This window comes from Cellulophaga sp. F20128 (assembly GCF_023015805.1).
Lineage (GTDB): Bacteria > Bacteroidota > Bacteroidia > Flavobacteriales > Flavobacteriaceae > Cellulophaga.
Genome location: NZ_JALKBA010000003.1, coordinates 82,131 through 102,730, shown reverse-complemented (window position 1 = coordinate 102,730; position 20,600 = coordinate 82,131). Strand labels below are relative to the sequence as shown.

Here is a 20,600-nt window from a genome sequence, read left to right as displayed (position 1 = left end):
AACACCTTTTTTATTTCAAGTGCTATGAAAAAAATAGAATGGCAGATTTTAAGCATACGTTTCATCAAAAAAATTACTCTAATACTGCTCATTGTGATTGGCGCTTTTAGTTGTAAAAATGAAGCAAACTATTCAGAAATTGCTATGTCTACAAAGGATATGGCAAAAATTCCAGATAAAATAGACTTTACGTTTCATGTAAAACCAATTATATCTGATCGCTGTTTTAAATGCCATGGTCCCGACAAAAATGCGATTGAAGGTGATTTTTCAATGGTAACCCCAGAAGATGCCTACAAGCTTTTAGGCAAAGAAAAAGATCACTATGCTATTGTCCCAGGAAATGTAGAAAAAAGTGAACTTGTTAATCGTATTTTTTCTACGGATGCCAATGTTGTGATGCCACCTCCTGAATCTAATTTAGATTTAACGAATTACGAAAAGGAAATCTTAAAAAAGTGGATAGAACAAGGGGCAGAATACAAAACACATTGGGCATTTACACCTCCACAAAAACAAGCTATTCCTGATAACAATGAAAACTGGGGAAATAACGAAATTGATGCTTTTATCCTTAAAAAAATAAAAGAAAATAACTTATCTCCCTCAGCAACCGCACCAAAGGAAAAACTAATCCGACGGGTCACTTTTGATTTAACAGGTTTACCCCCTTCTCCTTCGGATATTGATGATTTTTTAGCCGATACTTCAGAAAATGCCTATGAAAAAGTAATAGACAAACTTCTAGACTCTCAAGATTATGCCGAAAATATGGCATCTGAATGGATGGATATTGCACGATATGCAGACACCCACGGCTATCAAGATGATTTTGAAAGAATTATGTGGCCATGGAGAGATTGGGTTATACACGCCTTTAACAAAAACATGCCCTATGATAAATTTGTTACAGATCAATTGGCTGGCGACTTACTACCCAATGCATCCTTAGAACAAATTTTGGCTACTGGTTTTAATAGAAATCATAAAATCACCTATGAAGGCGGAGTAATACCTGAGGAATACAGAGTAGAATATGTAGAAGATCGCACTCAGACCTTTGGCACTGCTTTTTTAGGATTAACTCTAGAATGTGCTCGTTGCCATGACCACAAATACGATCCTATAAGTCAAGAAGAGCACTTCTCATTTTATAGCTTTTTTAATAATATAGATGAACAAGGTTTAGTACCTGGCGGAAGAAATACCATTCCCAAACCGTTTATCAACATCACAGAAAAAGAAAAAGAAGATGTACTTAGTTTTGTACAACTTCAGAAATCTTCACGGAAAAACTTGCCCGTTATGGTTATGCAGGAAATGGAAAAACCCAGACAAACCTATGTACTAGATCGAGGTGCATATGACCAACCTACTACCGAAGTATTTCCAAATACACCAACAGCAATTTTAGCCTTTCCTGAAGCCTATCCAAAAAATAGATTGGGATTAGCAAAATGGTTATTTAATCCGGATAATCCACTTACCGCCAGAGTAGCCGTAAATCGGTTTTGGCAACGTATGTTTGGCACTGGCTTGGTTGCCTCCTCCTTTGATTTTGGAAACCAAGGAGCTTTACCTACCCATCCCGAATTGTTAGATTTCCTTGCTATTAAACTACGAGATGAGGGTTGGGATACAAAAAAAATACTAAAATATATAGCACTATCTGCAACCTACCAACAACAGACTATAATAACGAAGGAGGCATTGGAGAAAGACCCTACGAACAAATTACTGGCTCGTGCTCCTAGAATACGTTTATCTGCAGAAATGATACGTGATCAAGCACTAGCTATCAGTGGCCTACTAAACAAAGAAATTGGTGGCCCAAGTGTAAAACCTTATCAACCTGAAGGCTTGTGGAAAGAGACTACAGGCGGCGGCGGCGGGAGTACAGCTTCTTATATACCAAGTGAAGGAAAAGATTTGTACAGAAAAAGCTTGTATACTTTTTGGAAAAGAACCGTGCCACCCCCAAGCATGATGACTTTTGATGCTTCATCAAGAGATTTATGCTCTGTGATAAGACAAGAAACAAATACCCCTTTACAAGCCTTGGTTTTGTTAAACGATCCGCAACTCGTAGAGGCATCTAGGGTTCTTGCTAGTAACGCAATGATCAGTAGCGGAGATGTAACTAATCAAATAAAATCTATCTTTAAGTCGGCCACTTCCCGGCTACCAGACGCTGAAGAATTAGAAGCCCTTAACGGCTATTATTCCAATATGCTAAGTAAAATAAAGAATGAAGAAGTAAATGCTGCCGATTACTTATCTATTGGCGCAACAAAGTTAGATAAAACAATGGCCGTTGAAGATTTAGCAGCCTTGGCCTTAACGGCGCACACTATTTTAAATTTAGATGAAACCATAACCAAAGGATAGTTATGAGCGAGAAAAAAATATTAGAAGAAAGTTCTTTGATCCTAAACCGTAGATCATTTTTAGGCAAATCTGCATTAGGAGTAGGTGGTGCTGCACTAGCCTCAGTTATGGGGTGCAATTTATTTGATACCAGTGAAAACGGAGTGCTGTCACCAGCAAACAATTTATCTGGAGCTAAAGGTATTTTAAACGGCCTACATCACCCGGCTAAAATAAAAAGGGTCATCTACTTATTCCAAAGTGGCGGACCATCACAATTAGAGTTATTTGACTACAAACCCTTGCTCAATGTCCGTAGGGGTGAAGAATTACCAGAATCAATACGAAACGGACAACGACTAACAGGGATGACCTCTGGGCAAGCTAGCTTTCCTTTGGTAGGTTCTCAATTTGATTTTAAACGCTATGGGAAAAACGGAACGTGGATTAGTGATCTTTTGCCCTATACCTCAAAAATTGTAGACGACATTTGCATTATTAAATCGATGTACACCGAAGCCATTAATCATGATCCGGCAGTTACTTTTTTTCAAACGGGATCTCAACAACCCGGAAGGCCTAGTATAGGTTCTTGGTTAAGTTATGGTATTGGCAGTGAAAATGACAATCTACCCGCCTTTACGGTACTACTATCTAGAGGTACAGGAAGGCCACAAGGTCAGCCCTTATATACCAGACTTTGGGGGAATGGATTTTTACATTCATTACACCAGGGTGTTCAGTTTAGGGCTGCAAAAGACCCCGTTTTGTATTTAAACGATCCAAAAGGGACTACAAAAGATACCAAACGGGCTATGTTAGATCAGTTAGCTGCATTAAATGACAAGCATTACCAAGAATTTGGGGATCCTGAGATTCAAAGTAGAATTGCCCAATACGAAATGGCCTATAGAATGCAGACTTCTGTTCCTAATGTTATGAACATAGATGACGAACCAGATTATATCTATAAAATGTATGGTACAGATGCCAAAATACCAGGCACCTATGCTGCCAATTGTTTATTGGCTCGAAAATTAGCAGAAAAAGACGTTCGTTTTATTCAATTGTATCATATGGGTTGGGATCAACATGCGGATTTACCCAATGCACTTTCAAAACAAGCCAAAGATGTAGACCAGGCTTCTGCTGCATTGGTAGCCGACTTAAAACAACGAGGGTTACTAGAAGACACGCTTATTGTTTGGGGTGGTGAATTTGGTAGAACTAATTATTCTCAAGGACCTCTTACCGCAGATACCTATGGAAGAGATCACCATCCTAGAAGTTTTTCTATGTGGATGGCCGGGGGTGGCATTAAGCCAGGTATTGTACATGGTGAAACGGATGACTTTGGATACAATATTGTTCGAGATCCCGTACATGTTCATGATTTTCAAGCAACCATGCTCCATTTATTAGGTATTGATCATAAAAAATTAACCTACAAATATCAAGGTAGAAGATTTAGACTTACCGACGTAGAAGGACATATTATAAAAAATATATTAGCCTAACCAACCAAAAAATTAATTATGAAGAGAAGAAATTTTATACAAAATTCTAGTCTTGCTACTGCAGGAATATTATTTGGTTCTCCTGTTTTAAACGCAATGGAATTATATAAGGATGTTATTATTGGTCATAACAATCACAAATACAAAGTGGATTTAAACTGGGGCGCTTTAAATTCAAATTTTTATCCGGTAAACAATTGCCATGAAATGGTACAAGATTCTAAAGGACGTATTATTTTATTGACCGATGACACCAAAAACAACGTAATAGTTTACGATAAATCAGGGAAACTAATAGAGGCTTGGGGAACAGAATATCCTGGGGCACACGGGCTCACATTAAATGTAGAAAACGGAAAAGATTTTTTATATATAGCAGACAACAAACGTCATGAAGTAATAAAAACTACGATTGATGGTAAAGTTGTACAAGTATTTAAATTCCCGAAAGAATCAGGAAAATATGATGATCCTGCAAAATACATCCCTACAGAAACCGCTATTGCTGCCAATGGCGATGTTTATGTTGCTGATGGCTATGGTTCCCAGTACATTATGCATTACAATGAAAAAGGAGAACTTCTAAATACTTTTGGAGGTCGAGGTACAGAAGATCATTTATTTGGAAATGCACATGGCATTGTAATAGACACTCGTAACAATGCAGATCCAACCTTATTGATAACAGATCGCATGCAAAATAAGTTCAAACGTTTTAGTATGGACGGAAAGTATTTAAGTACCACTCACCTACCTGGCGCATATGTTTGCCGGCCTGTGATCCACAAAGAAAACATTTATACTGCTACAATTTGGTCTGGAGATGGATCTATGGGTACTGGATTTATTTCTATCCTTGATGGAGAAAACAAATTAGTTTCTGCACCAGGCGGAAGCACCCCAACCTATAATGATGACGGCACTTTGCAACCGATGCATCAGGCCTTAAAGATTTTCCAAAATCCACATGATGTATGTATAGATGATGATGACAACCTTTATATTGCACAATGGAATTCTGGTAAAACATACCCTATAAAATTAACTCGAGTTTAAATTTAAAAAGATGAAGTACCTCTTATGCTTTTTTTCTTTGGCTCTCATTTTTTCTTGTCAACGACAAAAGGAAACTATTGGAACATTTGTTGATACGGGTGATATACAATTAATAGCGCCGACCTATAAAATAGACTCTGTCTTTTTTAAAAATAAAGCTACCGTGGCGTTTACTTTTGCCTATCCTAATTCAGAAATAAGATATACAACTGATGGTAGTGAAGTAACTGCCGCCTCCCCATTATACACCCATCCGTTTAACGTGCGAAAAAGTTGCAAGGTAAAAGCTAAGGTATTTCACGAGGATTTTAAAACAAGTGATATTGTAGAGTTTGATGCTAAACAACTGAAACACAACATCTCTAAAGCCATTATTACCATAGCTCCCTCCCCAGGGAACAACTATACTGCCAATGGAACAAAAAGTTTAGTAGATGCTAAAAGTGGTACCTTACAATTTAGAAATAGTGATCGTTGGCTTGGCTTTAACAAAGATGAAGTAGTAATTAACCTTAGTTTACCAAAAAAACTAGAACTCTCTAAATTAATTGTTCACCAAATGACCTCCCAAAATAGTTGGATTTTTTCACCTCAGAAAATAGCTGTTTTTTCTGGTTCCAAATTAATAGGTCAATACTTGAATGAAACAGCTGCTGAAAAATTTCCCGGGGATGCCAGCTTAAATTTTATAGAGATTCCAATAGAACAAGCAACTTATGAATCCTTTAAAATTGTAGTACATAACTTAGAAAAAATTCCAGATTGGCATCCTGCAGCAAACCAAACGCCCTGGTTATTTATTGACGAAATCATTGTAGAATAATGCAGATATACACACTAGCAATACAAATTGGTAATTTACATCCATTATTTGTTCATCTTCCAATTGGCATTTTAATTTTTGCTTTTATACTAGAGCTCTATTTACGAAATAGAACGTCTAAGGAGACGACTCAGATCACAAAACTAGCAATAGGCGTCGCAGCAATTTCTGCCCTATTATCCTTAGGTACTGGTTGGTTATTGGGGGAAGATGGCAGTTATGATGAAGTTGCCTTATTTAGGCATCGATGGATGGCTGTTGGCCTTACCGTTTGCAGTGTAGCACTATATATCCTAAAAATAAGTCCTGTAGTATGGTGTAAAAAAACCTATATGCCATTGTTCGTTATTACCCTAATTTTATTAGGTATAACAGGTCATTTGGGTGGAAATATGACCCACGGTGAAGATTTTTTATTCCAGGATAACACCATTAAGGAAATTGTAATTACAGATGTGAACAAGGCTAAGGTATATGCAGAGATTATTCAACCTATTTTAGATAACAAATGTGTTAGTTGCCACAACCCAAATAAAGCCAAAGGGGAGTTGCTACTTACAGACCCAACAACTATAGTAGCAGGAGGAGAAAATGGCAGTATTTTAGATTCTATTGACTCCAATCCAAGTTCTTTTTACACCAGAATACACCTGCCAGTTACCGATGAAGAGCATATGCCTCCAAAAGGAAAAGTTCAACTCACCGACGAAGAAATAGTACTGTTGAAATGGTGGTTAGAAAATAAAAATTGTTTCGATTGTACAGCTGGCTTCTTGGATAAGAACGAGCAAACTGCAGCTATTTTAAAGTCCTTAGAAACCGACACCTCACCAAGGGGCATAATTACCAAAACTGTGGATGATGTGCCTTCTGAATGGGTTACAGAAATGAATAGAAATGGGTATAGTATATACCCTATAGCAGAAAATAGAAAATTATTACTTGTTAACTTATCAAACAAGAAACACATTGCAAAAGGCGATTTTAATAAGCTAAAAAAATACGCCAATAATATTGTGGAATTAAACCTGGCCTATTCCAATTTTACCGATGAAATGGCAAGTGCGCTTTCCAATTTTAAAAATCTAACCAAACTACAATTACAACGTACCGCCATTTCCGATAAAACCATTGAAAAGTTAAAAAAAATGAGTTTTCTTGAATCCTTAAATTTGTATGGAACCCATGTTTCTGGTAATTCCCTATCTTATGTAAAGGACCTTGCTCATTTGAAAAATCTATATTTATACCAAACCCCTGTCACCGAAAGTGAATTGCTTGCTTTTAAAAAGGAAAGACCAAATATATTAACCAAACATGTGGCAGATTCTCTTTTTAATGAAGCCCTATTAAACAAACCCTATTTTGTTGATGCCACCGATTTTTTTAATGACGGACAAGAAATTAAAATAGAACATGTTTTTAAAACTGCCAATCTATTCTATACAACAGATGGTTCAGAACCTGACACCACTTCTAGAAAATATACCAGTCCGTTTACCATTAAAGAATCTACTACGCTCAAAGTTTTTGCTCAGAAAAAAGACTGGAAACAAAGTGAAACGGTTACTATGAAATTTAAAAAGGCTGGGATCGCCTATGATTCTATTTGGTTAGACATAAAGCCTAACAAAAGCTACGCAGGCAAGGGCGCCAAAACTTTAATTGACTTAAAACGCGGTTCAGAAAATTTTCAAGATGGCCATTGGTTGGGCTTTCAGGGGTCTAGTTTTACAACTACCTTAGAATTAAAACAACCAACCCAAATATCTACGGTATCCATTGGCTCCTTATCGAGGCAGTCTAGTTGGGTTTTTCATCCCGTAGGCTATACCATTTGGACTTCTGAAACTCCCAATGATTTTAAACAAATCGCTACCAAAAAAATAGAAATTCCAAAAAAAGTAACAAATGACAGCCAAATATTTTATGATATTACCTTTGCTCCAACAACGGCAAAGTATATCAAAATAGAAGTGCAAAGTATTTTAAAAAATCCATCATGGCATCCAAATCCAGGAGGTAAAAGCTGGGTATTTGTGGATGAAATTATTGTGAATTAAATTATTTCTGCGCTAAGTCCCGCTTGTAATAATTTACTGCATTTTGGTTCTAAATCTTTGTAAACACCAGTTTTAACAGTACATTTCCCTTTGTGGTGTACCAAATAAGCACATTGTTCTGCCTGTATTGGCGTATGGTCACAAACATCAATTAAAGTATCAATTACGTGATCAAAAGTATTTACATCATCATTAAACAATACTATTTCGTTATTGTTTGAAACCTCCTCTTCTACTAGTAATTCTTCTAAATATTTTTCTTGATTACTCATACTAATTCATATTAGTCCTAACTAAAATACATATTTTACAGCAACCCAATTATTTTTTTCCAGATTTTTTTCAAAGGTCAGTCCCGAGTCCTCACATTTCTTTGTAATACTTGGCATATCCTCAACATAAAAACCACTTAAAAATAAAATTCCACCTTCATGGAGACATTGCGCATAAGCAGGAACATCTTCCAGTAGTATATTCCTGTTTATATTCGCAATAATCACATCGTATTTTTTGTCTTTCAACAAACGAACATCCCCTTCATAAACATTGATCTGATTACAATGATTCCGTTCTTTATTTTCTATGGCATTTAAATAACACCAATTATCTATATCTATGGCATCTACAGAGGCTGCATTTTTCATCGCTGTTAGAATTGCTAATACTCCGGTACCACTCCCCATATCTAGCACAGATTTACCCTTAAAATCATGATCAAGGACGTGTTGTAACATCATGTGAGTAGTTTCATGATGACCAGTTCCAAAACTCATTTTAGGTTCTATAACAATATCAAACTTGGTTTCTGGTGCCTTGTGAAAAGGAGCTCGAACAGTGCATATATCTCCTACAACGATTTGTTCAAAATTCTTTTCCCATTCCGAGTTCCAATTTTGCTGTTCAATTTCTTTAAACTGATGTGTAATACTAAAATTAGAGTTTTCAAGAATCTGTATACCAGAAAGAATATCTTTATTCCAAGCATCCTTAAGAATATAGGCTAGAACCCCTTCTTCATTTTCAACAAAACTATCGAAACCAACTTCCCCTAATTGCGCTATTAATATATCGGATGCAGGTTGCAAAGGCGCAACTGCAAAATCATATTCTATATAGATTAAATCTGCCATTTTTAGTAGTGCTGTAAATATGTATTATCAATCAAAAAAAATTATATGGCGCTAATAATCGCAATAAAATCATCTGCATTTAAGGCTGCTCCACCAATTAATCCACCATCAACATCTTCCTTAGAAAATATTTCTTTTGCATTTGCAGGCTTAACACTACCTCCATATAAGATAGAAACAGAGTCCGCTATTTCTGTGTTGTATTGGTTAGCAATTGTTTTCCGAATAAAAGCGTGCATTTCTTGAGCCTGTTCTGGAGAAGCCGTTTCCCCTGTTCCTATAGCCCAAACTGGCTCATAAGCCAATACTATTTTAGACCAAGCAGAAGCGTCTAATTGAAAAAGTCCGTTTTTCAATTGTTCTGCAACTAGCTTAAAATGATTATCAGTTTTACGATCTTCTAATTCTTCACCAAAACAAAAAACCACTCGTAAATTCTTTGCCAATGCTGCCACAACTTTTTTCGCTAGAATGGCATCTGTTTCACCAAAATAAGCACGACGCTCAGAATGTCCAATGATTACCGTGTCTACACCAATATCTAACAGCATATCAGCCGAAATCTCACCTGTATAGGCTCCATTTTCAGCAAAATGCATATTCTGTGCTATGACCTGAATAGAAGAAGCACTAACATCTTGAACAGCTGCAGCCAAGTTTACAAAAGTAGGTGCAACCATAACCTCAGCCGTTGTATCTGGTAATTTACCTGTAAGTTCTGATAATAATACATTAGTTTCTGCTAAAGTTTTATTCATTTTCCAGTTCCCTGCAACAATTTTTGATCTCATCTTAATATCTATTTATTCGTTTATTTCAATTTTTAAAGCCCCAAAGATAACATATAATATTCGGCTATCTCAATGAAACCTACTTTGAAACCTATACCGGCTTCTTCACTTAAAAAGTTAACGTATTTTATTTCTAATGGGAATCCAAACTTCTTCCTCCGAATTGGGATTCGTAGCCCCTAGGTATTTTTTATCCAGAAACTCAAAATGTGGTCTTTGATCTAACTCATATTCAGAACTTGGTAACCAATCCTTAAATATATAGTGTACTATCTTTGAAAATTCTTTGGCAACTCCCTTGTATACAAATACAGCATACTTTCCGGCTGGTAAAATTAAATTTTCCATTCCGGTAGGTATATGCCCCTTTTCAACAACCGCTACTGCTGCCCATTTCTTAAATACAGCTGCCGGATTAAAATTAGAAAAGGAATAATCTATGCCATACTCTTGAACGGAATAATATTCGTTCTCAACGGAACCAAAAATTTCTTTTCTGCGCTGCATAAATTCTTTCCAATGTGCAGTAGCATTCATAGTTAATACGGACTCCTCTTTTTTAATACCCACCAACCATTTTTCTGTCAGTGTTTTAATCTCAGGTTTTGTACTTTGTAAACCATTCATTGCACCTCATTTTTTCTAACAAAACCGTTACCTTTTTTTAATTGGTTGCCCAGAACGCTCTTCCAATCTCGGGCAATATTAATTGGTTTTCTTACAGTTCTAAGTTATCAATATCCTTGTAATGTACTTTTTGCTCAATTGTACCTTTCCGCAATACTAGCACAGCAGGATTAGAACGTACAATTGTTTTAAGTGCTGTCTCATCTGTAAAGTAAAAATCAAAGCCCAAGCTGTATTCTTTCACTACTTTATCTGCAAAATCTGTGGTGGAAGACGACATACCAATTACCTTATACCCTAGTTTTATTGCCCTATCTGTAACCTCTTTTACCTCTGTAAACGCATCGAATCTAGTTTTTGCTAAATCGTAAGCAATAACCATGATAAGTTTCTCTTCTTGCAACATAGAAGTTGCCACGTTTTCTCCATCCCTTTCTATCGTAAAATCGTGAATAGGTGGCTCATATCCCTTTTGTACTTCCGTAGTCTCTACACTTATGTATTCTCCATCTACTTCCGGATAATCGCCTTGAGTTACAATAACCTTTTCTTCACCGTTCACTTGAAACGTCCAAGCATAATCAAAAATTGGCTGGGGTGCGTTCTCAGGCATCGTCATACCTGATTCTATATTTGCCCCAATTTTATAGGGTCTAAAATCTACTGATGGCAAGTGGTTTAACACATGGTAGGCAAAAACAACACAAGCAACCAATGATCCTACGACCAGGACTCGTTTGGCACTAAACCCAAAAATAGGTTTTATGTGCTTTATACCTACAAACAGAATTACGATAAGCAGTAGTAAAATAATGTCTTTTGTAAATGATTCCCAAGGCGTTAGTTTAATTGCATCTCCAAAACAACCACAATCTGTAACCTTATTAAAATACGCAGAATAAAAAGTAAGAAAAGTGAAAAAGATAATCATCCCCAATAAACTGATTACCGTAAATTTGATCCTAAAACCAACCAAAAGCATTACGCCTAATAATACCTCCAAAATAACTACGATTAGTGAAATTTTTAAAGCATGTGGCTCTAAAGAAGGCAAATTTAAAACTCCCAAACTAAAATACTCTTCTAGTTTAAAAGAAAATCCAACGGGATCGTTTAATTTTATGAGTCCACTTATGATAAACAATACCCCAACTACAATTCTACTTATTCCTACCAAATACTTCATATACCTATTAAAATGAAAAATTAACATTCAAAAGCCCTTTACACAAGCTGCGCCTACCTTGACTTTTTTTAATTTATTAGCCGTTTAAATGAATTAATGCAAAGACAGAATAATTTATAATATCTTGGTAGTTCGCATCTATTCCTTCGCTAACCAAAGTTTTCCCTTTATTATCTTCTATCTGCTTTACGCGTAATAATTTTTGTAAAATAAGATCCGTTAATGAGCTAACCCTCATTTCTCGCCAGGCCTCACCGTAATCATGGTTTTTATTTTCCATTAATGCCTTGGTCCTAGCAATGTGCTTATCAAACAACTCAACAGCTTTTAAACCATCCAAATCCGGTTGTTCTACAACCCCTATTTCTAGTTGTATCAATGCCATTGTTGCGTAATTAATGATGCCTATAAACTCTGGTTTTTCACCTTCGTCTACCTTTCTTACATCATTTTCTTGTAAGCCTCTAATGCGTTGCGCTTTAATATAGATCTGATCTGTTAAAGATGGCAATCGCAATATGCGCCAAGCACTACCATAATCTTTCATCTTTTTCTGAAACAGATTTCTACATTCTTTTATAACAGCATCATATTGTTCTGAAGTATTCTGCATTTATCTTATCTAATTTGTGTAAATTTCGCATAAATATTTTACTATTCAAAAGTAAAGGTTTAATATTAAACCCTTACCGTATTTACTTAACAATATGACGCTGAATTGCAATGGAAATCTAATAGAGCTATCCACCCCAAAAGTTATGGGTATTTTAAATCTTACGCCAGATTCTTTTTATGATGGCGGAAGTTATAAAAATGAAAAAGATGTTTTATCCCGCGTAGAAACTATGCTTGCAGAAGGCGCTACTTTTGTAGATGTTGGGGCTTATAGTTCCAAGCCCAGTGCGGATGACATTTTAGAAACAGAAGAGCTACATCGAATAATCCCCATTGTAAAGCTATTAACAAAGGAGTTTCCCGGAATTTTATTATCTGTCGATACTTTTAGAAGCAAGGTAGCCGATACTTGTCTTGCCCATGGAGCTGCACTAATTAACGATATTTCAGCAGGAAGCCTAGACCATTTGATGATGAATGTAGTTGCAAAACATAAAGTTCCCTATGTGATGATGCACATGCGCGGCACTCCAAAAACAATGCAGCAGCTAACCAACTACACAGATATTGTTTTTGAGCTAAAACAATATTTTGCAGAGAAACTAGCGAGCGCTAGAGCAAAAGAAATCAATGATATTATTTTAGATGTTGGTTTTGGCTTCGCAAAAACGACAAATCAAAATTTTACGCTCTTACAAAATTTAGACCTCTTTAAAAGTATGGGTATTCCTATACTTGCTGGTTTAAGTAGAAAATCAATGATTTACAAAACACTAAAAAGTGATGCTAAAAATGCATTAAACGGAACTACTGCACTAAACACTATTGCAATTCTTAAAGGAGCTTCTATTTTACGTGTACATGATGTTAAGGAGGCTATAGAATGCATAAAATTAACAGAAGCATTAAAGTTAAATGACGATAACTAATATGATTGTTCATTTTTTTCTAATTTTACAAAAAACCCTCAATAGTTGGATTTTCTAAATTTTCTTGATTTTAAAATTACAGACATCATCGATATTATCTTGGTGGCTATATTACTGTATTACATTTACAAACTTGTACGTGGTACGGTGGCGATAAACATTTTTATTGGTATTGTAATCGTTTGGGCACTTTGGAAACTTACCGAATTATTAGACATGAAAATGATTAGCAGTATGGTTGGTGGCTTTATGAACATTGGCTTAATTGCACTTATTATTGTGTTTCAGCAAGAAATTAGAAAATTTCTATTATTAATTGGCTCTACCAATTTTGCAAACAAACGTAATTTTGTAAAGCACTTTAAGTTTTTAAAACAAGAGGCAATGACAACGGAAACGGATGTAGATGCCATTCTCAGTGCTAGTGATAAAATGAGTAAAAGTAAAACGGGAGCTATTCTTATTTTAGAACGCGCCAATTCTTTAGATTTTGTAAAAATTACGGGAGATAAAATGAATATTGAAGTTACCCAGCCTATTTTAGAAAGTATATTTTATAAAAATAGTCCGCTTCATGACGGGGCTGCTGTAATCGTAAACAATACCATTGTTGCCACGAGGGTAATTTTACCAGTTTCACAAGAACGCACTATACCCTTGCGTTTTGGCTTACGCCATAGGGCAGCTGTGGGAATTACAGAAAAAACAGATTGCTTGGCATTAGTTGTAAGTGAAGAAACTGGAACCATTTCTTATATTAAAAATGGAGAATTTGTGCTCTATAAAGATTTAAAAGAGCTAAATACCATCATTACCGAAGACTTAATTTCATAACTTATGGAATATAAAAACTGCGCTAAGTCGTAAAAATAAAACTTTTGGTACTTTCTTAAAATGGATTGTGCCGTTGGGCCTTACGAAATAGACTACTCAAAACAGTTTATTTCAAGACCGCACAGATCTTCATTTTAATAGAGCCACTAGTTCGTATATCTTCTTATTTACGAGGTCACAAATTTAAACTGATGGATTTCCCTTATAGCTACTCCACAAATCTATTCTTTATACATTCCTAGTTAGTGTACTTTTTCTAGAGCTCCTCCTAGTAGTGCAGATTTTGTACCGCCAAAATATTCTAGGCTACGTCCTCTGCTAAAAACTGTGCTTCATACAAGTTACGGTAATACCCCCCTTTTTTAAGCAACTCCTCATGAGTACCACTTTCTATGATTTCACCAGAATCCATAACCAATATTTTATCTGCTTTTTTAATGGTTGCCAAGCGGTGCGCTATTACAATTGACGTTCTACCTTGTGTAATTTTTTCTGTTGCTTTTTGAATCAATTGCTCTGAATAAGTATCTACGGAAGATGTAGCCTCATCCAATATTAAAATACTAGGATTACTTACATAAGCTCTAAGAAAGGCCAGCAGCTGTCGTTGTCCACTAGACAGCATAGACCCCCGTTCCTTTACATTATATTGGTAGTCATTAGGCAAACTAGTAATAAATTCGTGTACCGAAATTTCTTGTGCAGCTTGGATTATGGTTTCCAATGATATTTCCTCATTTTTTAATGAAATATTATTTTCAACAGTATCTGCAAACAAAAATACATCCTGTAACACCACTGCAATTTTACTTCTCAAGGATGCTAATTTATACTCCTTCACATCTACCCCATCAACCAGTATTTGACCTGCATTTATTTCATAAAAACGATTCAGTAAATTTATAATGGTCGACTTTCCTGCTCCTGTTGCGCCAACAATGGCAATGGTTTCACCTGCCTTGACTTCAAATGAAATACCGTGTAACACCTCTTCTCCTTCAATATATCCAAACCGGACATTTCTAAATGATATATCACCAGTAATACTACTCTTAGAATACTCCCCTTCATCTGAAATTACCGTATCCTTATCTAAGATTGCAAAAACTCTATTGGCTGCAACCATACCCATTTGCAGCACATTAAATTTGTCTGCAATTTGACGCAATGGTCGAAACAACATTTGCGACAATTGAATAAACATAAAAATGGTACCCAACTCCCCAATATCATTATTAAGCACTACCCGTAATCCGCCGTACCATACAATAAGTCCGATTGCCACCGAGGAAACTATTTCCGCTATAGGAAAAAATATAGAGTTATACCACACCGTTTTTAACCATGCATTTTGGTGTTTTTCATTGATTTCTCTAAATTTTTCTTGTTCTATTTTTTCGCGATTAAAAAGTTGGACAATCTTCATTCCAGTTAATCGTTCCTGCACAAAGGTATTTAAATTAGAAACTTGCGCCCTAACGTCTATAAAAGCTCCTTTCATTGCTCTTTGAAAAATTTTTATAGCGTACAACAGAATAGGCATGATAGCAAAAACTATGAGTGCCAGTTTCCAACTATAAAAAAGCATTACACCCGCTACAATAACCATCTTTAATAAGTCGGCTACAATCATAAAGAAGCCTTGACTAAATATCTCTCCTATACGCTGTATATCCGTTACCGCACGGGTAACCAATAAACCCACAGATGAAGTATCAAAATACTTCATTTTAAAGTTTAGCATATGTTGAAACAGTTTTATACGGATATCCTTTATTACAGACTCTCCCAACCAATTGGCATAATACACAAATGCCAATTGACTTGTTACCTCTAACAGCAAAACAACCAGCATTAAAACAATAAGGTTAAGCAGTAAAGATTGGTCTTTATTTTCAAGTGCGGTATTCACTACTTCTCGCAACAACACAGGACTTAATATAGCAAATACAGATAATAATATTGCCGCAATTACAACCCCAAAAAAGGTAATTCTATACGGTTTAACATAGTGTAACAATCGCCTAAGTAATTGATAATCAAAAGCCTTACCTGTGTCTTTTTTTGTTTTAGTCATTCTCTTATTTGATAATTGTATTGGGGTATAAAACCTCAATTAAATACAAAGCTTTTGCGGGTACTGACGTACCTGCTTCTGCCCTACTTTTACTTGCCAAGATGGTATGTACATCGGCTATGGATTTTTTACCAGTACCTACGTCTAAAAGTGTCCCAACAATAGCCCGCACCATATTGCGTAAAAACCTATCGGCCGTTATTGTAAATACAAATTTACCATCTTTTTGTTCCCAATGTGCTTTTTTAACATCACAGAGGTAGGTATTAACATCTGTTTTTGATTTTGAAAAACATTCAAAATCCTGGCGCCCTAAAAGTATAGCAGCAGCTTGGTTCATTTTGTCAATATCCAAACTTCTACGCACATAATGGGTGGTCTCTGTTACAAATGGATCTTTAGTTTGGGTTACCCAATATTCATAGGTTCTTTCTGTCGCATGAAAGCGTGCGTGTGCATCTGTAACCACCTCAGTGATTCGTTGTACAGCAATATCATCAGGTAAAAAAGCATTTAATCTACGAACCAATCCATCTATTTCCAAGATTTTATCACAATCAAAATGCGCATACATCTCTTTGGCATGCACTCCAGCATCGGTTCTACCAGCACCCATCAATGAAATATCCTTTTTTAACAAGGTTGTAAAAGCAGTTTCTAAAACTTCTTGTACACTAATAGCATTGGGTTGATACTGCCAACCATGGTATGCCGCACCATTGTATGAAAAAGCCACAAAATATCTCAAATGAATCCCTATTTTTGTAAAAAAACAAAGATACTTAATCTTACTTAGATATGTATGGATCCAGGAAACGGATTGATGCCATTACAACTCCTATTAAAATTAAAAAATGACCAAAATACTTCTCTTATCAGATACACACAGTTATATGGACGATGCCATTTTAAAATATGTAGCCCAAGCCGATGAAGTATGGCATGCCGGAGACATTGGCAACCTTAGTGTTACCGATACGTTGAAAAAGAAAAAGCCACTAAAAGCGGTGTACGGAAATATAGATGACGACAAAGCTCGCTTAGAATTCCCTTTAGACAATCAATTTATGTGTGAAGATGTTTCCGTTTGGATGACCCATATTGGCGGTTACCCAAACAAGTACAACGTTCGGATTCGAGAACAAATAAAAGAAAGGCCTCCCAAAATCTTTATAAGTGGTCACTCTCATATCTTAAAAGTAATGTTTGATAAAAAACTAAACCTTTTACACATAAATCCTGGTGCCTGTGGTAAACATGGATTTCATCAAGTGCGTACTATGGTTCGTTTTAAAATAAACAAAAGTGACATCACAGATTTGGAAGTAATTGAACTGGGAAAACGTTAACACAAAAGGTACCATCTAGCACTATTCAATAAAGTAACTATCCCATTGAAATAGAAAAGAATGTCCTAGCTTAGGATTGAAACACAAACTTTTGAAATTAAAAAACCCGGGAACAACCCCGGGTTTACGCACTAATATAACTAAGATGTTAGGTTTAACGCAAACGATCCACAGATTTTACAAGATCTTCATCCTTTTTAATGAGCCTATTGGCAAACACTAAAAATACGATAGAAAATAATGGAATCAACATCCCAATACCCTTCTCAGAAACAACTGCTTCTCCGGATAAGTTTAGCGATCGGTAAACGAAAAATCCTAGTATAAAAAGATTACATATCATATTCAATCTGTTTACTACAAATTGATTTTTCCTATTTTTAAACAACAAAATGGCTATAAATGCCAAGGCAGCAGAGGTATAAAAGGCTATTGAAATATAAAATTCATCCTTTGCAAAAATTATTGTCCCTTCCTCTAAGGTCCACAAGCTAGCAAAAAAAGGCAATACACTTGCCAGTATTGCTACCAAAAACATAAAAATTGTTTGTACCCTTTGGATCATTTCTCCTTTTTTCAGTCACAAAAATAAGAGTCTTTTTAAGATTTATCAACGAAATATTAAAAATAATTTGTAATATTGTGGTAAATTATAGTAATATCGCTTACCCATAAGGACTTATCGTTCTAAATAAGTACCCTATTACACACTTCATAATTTTTATATTCAAAAAGTATAATTTATTCAACATTACATGTTTGAGATTTCCGATTTAAAAGCAAAAAAGCTTCCTGAGTTACAGGATATTGCAAAAGGTTTAAATGTTCCTAAATACAAAACATTAAAAAAATTAGATTTGGTGTATCAAATTCTAGACGTTCAAGCTGCAAATCCAAAAGCAGTTGAAGTAGTCAAAGATATTTTGCCAACTGATTCTAAAACAGTAGAAAAGCCAAAGCCACGTCCGATACAAAAAAGAGAACGGGTGCTTAGAGAAAAGCCAAAAGCTGCTGTAAAAAAAGCCCCTATTGCACCAACCGATCCTAGCAAACCAGAGGACAGTACTAAACCTGAGACTACAGAGGTTGTTAAAACAGCACCTAAGCCAGTTTCAGATAAAAAACCAGTACATAAAAACAATAATCCAGTTCAGCCAAAAAACAACAATCCCAATAAAAATCAGCCTAAAAAACCGCAACACCAAAAACCGGCAAGAGAACCAAGAGATAAGAGCAATTTTGACAAGGATTTAAAAAATAGATATCGTGAACCAGAATTTGAATTCGATAGTATTATTGCTAGCGAAGGGGTTTTAGATATCATGCAAGATGGTTATGGTTTTTTAAGGTCATCAGATTACAATTACTTATCATCTCCAGATGATATTTATGTTTCTCAATCTCAAATTAGATTATTTGGCTTAAAAACTGGGGATACGGTTTTAGGAAATGTACGCCCTCCAAAAGAAGGTGAAAAATACTTTCCACTTATTAAAGTAAGTAAGATAAATGGGATTGACCCACAAGTGGTAAGAGATCGTGTTTCTTTTGAGCACTTGACTCCTTTGTTTCCACAAGAAAAATTTAATTTATCAGACAGACAAGGTAAAATATCTACTCGCATCATCGATTTATTCTCTCCTATTGGAAAGGGACAACGGGGTATGATCGTAGCACAGCCTAAAACGGGTAAAACAATGTTATTAAAAGACATTGCTAATGGTATTGCAGCAAACCATCCTGAAGTTTATCAAATTATACTATTGATAGATGAACGCCCTGAAGAAGTTACAGACATGCAGCGTAACGTACGCGGCGAGGTTGTTGCTTCTACGTTTGATAAAGAAGCAGTTGAACACGTACGCGTGGCAAATATTGTTTTAGAAAAAGCAAAAAGACTGGTAGAATGCGGCCATGACGTTGTTATCTTATTAGATTCTATTACACGTTTAGCCAGAGCATACAACACCGTACAACCAGCGTCTGGTAAAGTATTAAGTGGTGGTGTAGATGCCAATGCTTTACACAAACCAAAACGTTTCTTTGGTGCTGCCCGTAATATAGAAAATGGAGGCTCATTATCTATAATCGCAACAGCCCTTACTGAAACTGGATCTAAAATGGACGAGGTAATCTTTGAAGAATTTAAAGGAACCGGTAACATGGAACTTCAATTAGACCGTAAAATTTCTAACCGAAGAATTTTCCCTGCTATTGACCTGACCTCCTCAAGTACACGTAGAGACGACTTACTTTTGGATGAAAGTACAATTCAACGCATGTGGATTTTACGCAAATACTTAGCAGATATGAACCCCGTAGAAGCAATGGAGTTTATAGAGCAACGTATAAAACAAACAAAAAATAATGAAGAGTTTTTAATGACTATGAATCAATAAAATCTCGCTATTAAACTAACAAGGATCCCGATGTCATAAGGCATCGGGATTTTTTTATTCTACTACTAGCTCACATTATATTAAAATTGTGATTATATTTATACTAAACGCAAACACTAAAATTATGAAAAATCTTACATTTAGTTTATTAAGCACATTTGTCTTTTCTCTGTTATTGAGTTGTGAAGAAAGGGAACACCCACCAAAAGACACTCCAGTTGACCCACCCAAACAAATAATTACAACCAAACAAGCTCAACTTATGTTTGATAATTATACAGACAGAAGAGTACCAATTATTCAAAAATACGAAGACTCTGTTGTTCCTAAGGAACAATTTGATGTTGCACGTTATGGGTCTTACGATTACAAAACCTTAAAAAAATATATTGAATTCATTGAACAAGAAGCCAAAAAGGCACAAGTAGATATTTCTACACTTCGATTTTACTTTGCCAATTATTCCAATGACCCCAAAGCAAAACACCCAAGGCAAAACTCTTTCTTTATCGTACCAACAACAAATGCTGAAGGAAAAGACTATGGATTTTCGGTACTGTCTGATGGCAACGGAAACTATAAAGCAGAGCTTCTAAAAAATAATTTCTTACTACAGCCTAACACAAAACTAGGAGCAACAAAAGCTGGGCGTACTAAAACATATGCTACTTATATGCCTATGCTACCATTTTTTGCAGAAGACACCACCAGCCTTATTTTAAATGAGTCAAATATAGTTCCACCACCCTACTAATAACTCGTTGAGAATAAAACCCCATAGTACTATATGACTATTTTTGATACCGTCTTAGACAATATAGCAGAACCAATGTACGC

The 20,600-nt window shown here is 35.6% G+C and carries 19 protein-coding genes; 10 read left to right on the top strand and 9 right to left on the bottom strand.

The annotated features are described in order from the left end of the window. Window positions 1–24: 24 nt before the first annotated feature. Genes MWU65_RS04525 through MWU65_RS04505 form a run of 5 tightly spaced genes read left to right on the top strand, consistent with a single transcriptional unit; the run spans window position 25 to window position 7,826 of the window. Complete coding sequence (locus MWU65_RS04525; RefSeq protein ID WP_247075988.1) at window positions 25–2,388, top strand: PSD1 and planctomycete cytochrome C domain-containing protein; 2,364 nt, start codon at window positions 25–27, stop codon at window positions 2,386–2,388. A gap of 2 nt (window positions 2,389–2,390) precedes the next feature. After that, entirely contained in the window at window positions 2,391–3,884 is a 1,494-nt protein-coding gene (locus MWU65_RS04520; RefSeq protein ID WP_247075987.1) for a DUF1501 domain-containing protein, read from the top strand. An 18-nt stretch (window positions 3,885–3,902) separates the two neighbouring features. Further along, entirely contained in the window at window positions 3,903–4,940 is a 1,038-nt protein-coding gene (locus tag MWU65_RS04515; RefSeq protein ID WP_247075986.1) for a 6-bladed beta-propeller, read from the top strand. 10 nt (window positions 4,941–4,950) lie between these two features. Continuing rightward, a complete protein-coding gene (locus MWU65_RS04510) occupies window positions 4,951–5,763 on the top strand; it encodes a chitobiase/beta-hexosaminidase C-terminal domain-containing protein (protein ID WP_247075985.1) in 813 nt (270 codons plus the stop codon). Then, window positions 5,763–7,826 carry a chitobiase/beta-hexosaminidase C-terminal domain-containing protein gene (locus MWU65_RS04505; protein WP_247075984.1) on the top strand — a complete coding sequence of 688 codons (2,064 nt, stop codon included), beginning with the start codon at window positions 5,763–5,765 and terminating at the stop codon, window positions 7,824–7,826. The genes MWU65_RS04510 and MWU65_RS04505 overlap by 1 nt, the downstream gene beginning before the upstream one ends. On the opposite strand, the gene MWU65_RS04500 is transcribed toward MWU65_RS04505, so the two are convergent. The 6 genes from MWU65_RS04500 to MWU65_RS04475 all read right to left on the bottom strand — a co-directional run bounded on the left by MWU65_RS04500 (window position 7,823) and on the right by MWU65_RS04475 (window position 12,173). Next, on the bottom strand, window positions 7,823–8,098 hold the full coding sequence (locus MWU65_RS04500) for an ATP-dependent Clp protease adaptor ClpS (protein WP_247075983.1): 276 nt from the start codon (window positions 8,096–8,098) through the stop codon (window positions 7,823–7,825). The genes MWU65_RS04505 and MWU65_RS04500 overlap by 4 nt on opposite strands. 21 nt (window positions 8,099–8,119) lie before the next feature. Next, window positions 8,120–8,956, bottom strand: a complete 837-nt coding sequence (gene prmA, locus MWU65_RS04495; protein ID WP_247075982.1) for a 50S ribosomal protein L11 methyltransferase — start codon at window positions 8,954–8,956, stop codon at window positions 8,120–8,122. Between the two features lie 41 nt (window positions 8,957–8,997). Further along, complete coding sequence (gene tpiA / locus MWU65_RS04490) at window positions 8,998–9,747, bottom strand: triose-phosphate isomerase (RefSeq protein ID WP_247075981.1); 750 nt, start codon at window positions 9,745–9,747, stop codon at window positions 8,998–9,000. Between the two features lie 117 nt (window positions 9,748–9,864). Beyond that, window positions 9,865–10,374 carry a GyrI-like domain-containing protein gene (locus MWU65_RS04485; protein WP_247075980.1) on the bottom strand — a complete coding sequence of 170 codons (510 nt, stop codon included), beginning with the start codon at window positions 10,372–10,374 and terminating at the stop codon, window positions 9,865–9,867. Window positions 10,375–10,465: 91 nt separating this feature from the next. After that, a complete protein-coding gene (locus tag MWU65_RS04480; RefSeq protein ID WP_247075979.1) occupies window positions 10,466–11,560 on the bottom strand; it encodes a BT_3928 family protein in 1,095 nt (364 codons plus the stop codon). A 76-nt stretch (window positions 11,561–11,636) separates the two neighbouring features. Then, window positions 11,637–12,173 (bottom strand): DUF1599 domain-containing protein, encoded by a 537-nt coding sequence (locus tag MWU65_RS04475; RefSeq protein WP_247075978.1) that lies wholly within the window; start codon window positions 12,171–12,173, stop codon window positions 11,637–11,639. Window positions 12,174–12,267: 94 nt separating this feature from the next. Between MWU65_RS04475 and folP the strand changes: the two genes are divergently transcribed. Both folP and cdaA read left to right on the top strand, forming a co-directional pair. Then, window positions 12,268–13,104: a dihydropteroate synthase gene (gene folP / locus MWU65_RS04470; RefSeq protein ID WP_247075977.1), complete on the top strand. Its 837-nt coding sequence runs from the start codon at window positions 12,268–12,270 to the stop codon at window positions 13,102–13,104. Window positions 13,105–13,149: 45 nt separating this feature from the next. After that, window positions 13,150–13,938 (top strand): diadenylate cyclase CdaA, encoded by a 789-nt coding sequence (gene cdaA, locus MWU65_RS04465; protein ID WP_247075976.1) that lies wholly within the window; start codon window positions 13,150–13,152, stop codon window positions 13,936–13,938. Window positions 13,939–14,239: 301 nt separating this feature from the next. Here cdaA and MWU65_RS04460 read toward each other — a convergent pair whose 3' ends face one another. Together MWU65_RS04460 and truA are read right to left on the bottom strand one after the other, a co-directional pair. Next, window positions 14,240–16,015: an ABC transporter ATP-binding protein gene (locus tag MWU65_RS04460; protein WP_247075975.1), complete on the bottom strand. Its 1,776-nt coding sequence runs from the start codon at window positions 16,013–16,015 to the stop codon at window positions 14,240–14,242. Between the two features lie 4 nt (window positions 16,016–16,019). Next, entirely contained in the window at window positions 16,020–16,763 is a 744-nt protein-coding gene (truA, locus tag MWU65_RS04455; RefSeq protein ID WP_247075974.1) for a tRNA pseudouridine(38-40) synthase TruA, read from the bottom strand. 106 nt (window positions 16,764–16,869) lie between these two features. Between truA and MWU65_RS04450 the strand changes: the two genes are divergently transcribed. Further along, entirely contained in the window at window positions 16,870–17,364 is a 495-nt protein-coding gene (locus MWU65_RS04450; RefSeq protein ID WP_247075973.1) for a metallophosphoesterase family protein, read from the top strand. 154 nt (window positions 17,365–17,518) lie between these two features. On the opposite strand, the gene MWU65_RS04445 is transcribed toward MWU65_RS04450, so the two are convergent. Then, the gene (locus tag MWU65_RS04445) at window positions 17,519–17,929 is read right to left on the bottom strand and encodes a DUF4293 domain-containing protein (protein WP_247075972.1); all 411 of its coding nucleotides are present in this window, start codon (window positions 17,927–17,929) and stop codon (window positions 17,519–17,521) included. 190 nt (window positions 17,930–18,119) lie between these two features. Between MWU65_RS04445 and rho the strand changes: the two genes are divergently transcribed. Continuing rightward, a complete protein-coding gene (rho, locus tag MWU65_RS04440; protein WP_247075971.1) occupies window positions 18,120–19,763 on the top strand; it encodes a transcription termination factor Rho in 1,644 nt (547 codons plus the stop codon). Between the two features lie 124 nt (window positions 19,764–19,887). After that, window positions 19,888–20,517, top strand: coding sequence for a hypothetical protein (locus tag MWU65_RS04435; RefSeq protein ID WP_247075970.1), 630 nt, complete (start codon window positions 19,888–19,890; stop codon window positions 20,515–20,517). Window positions 20,518–20,600 lie beyond the last annotated feature (83 nt).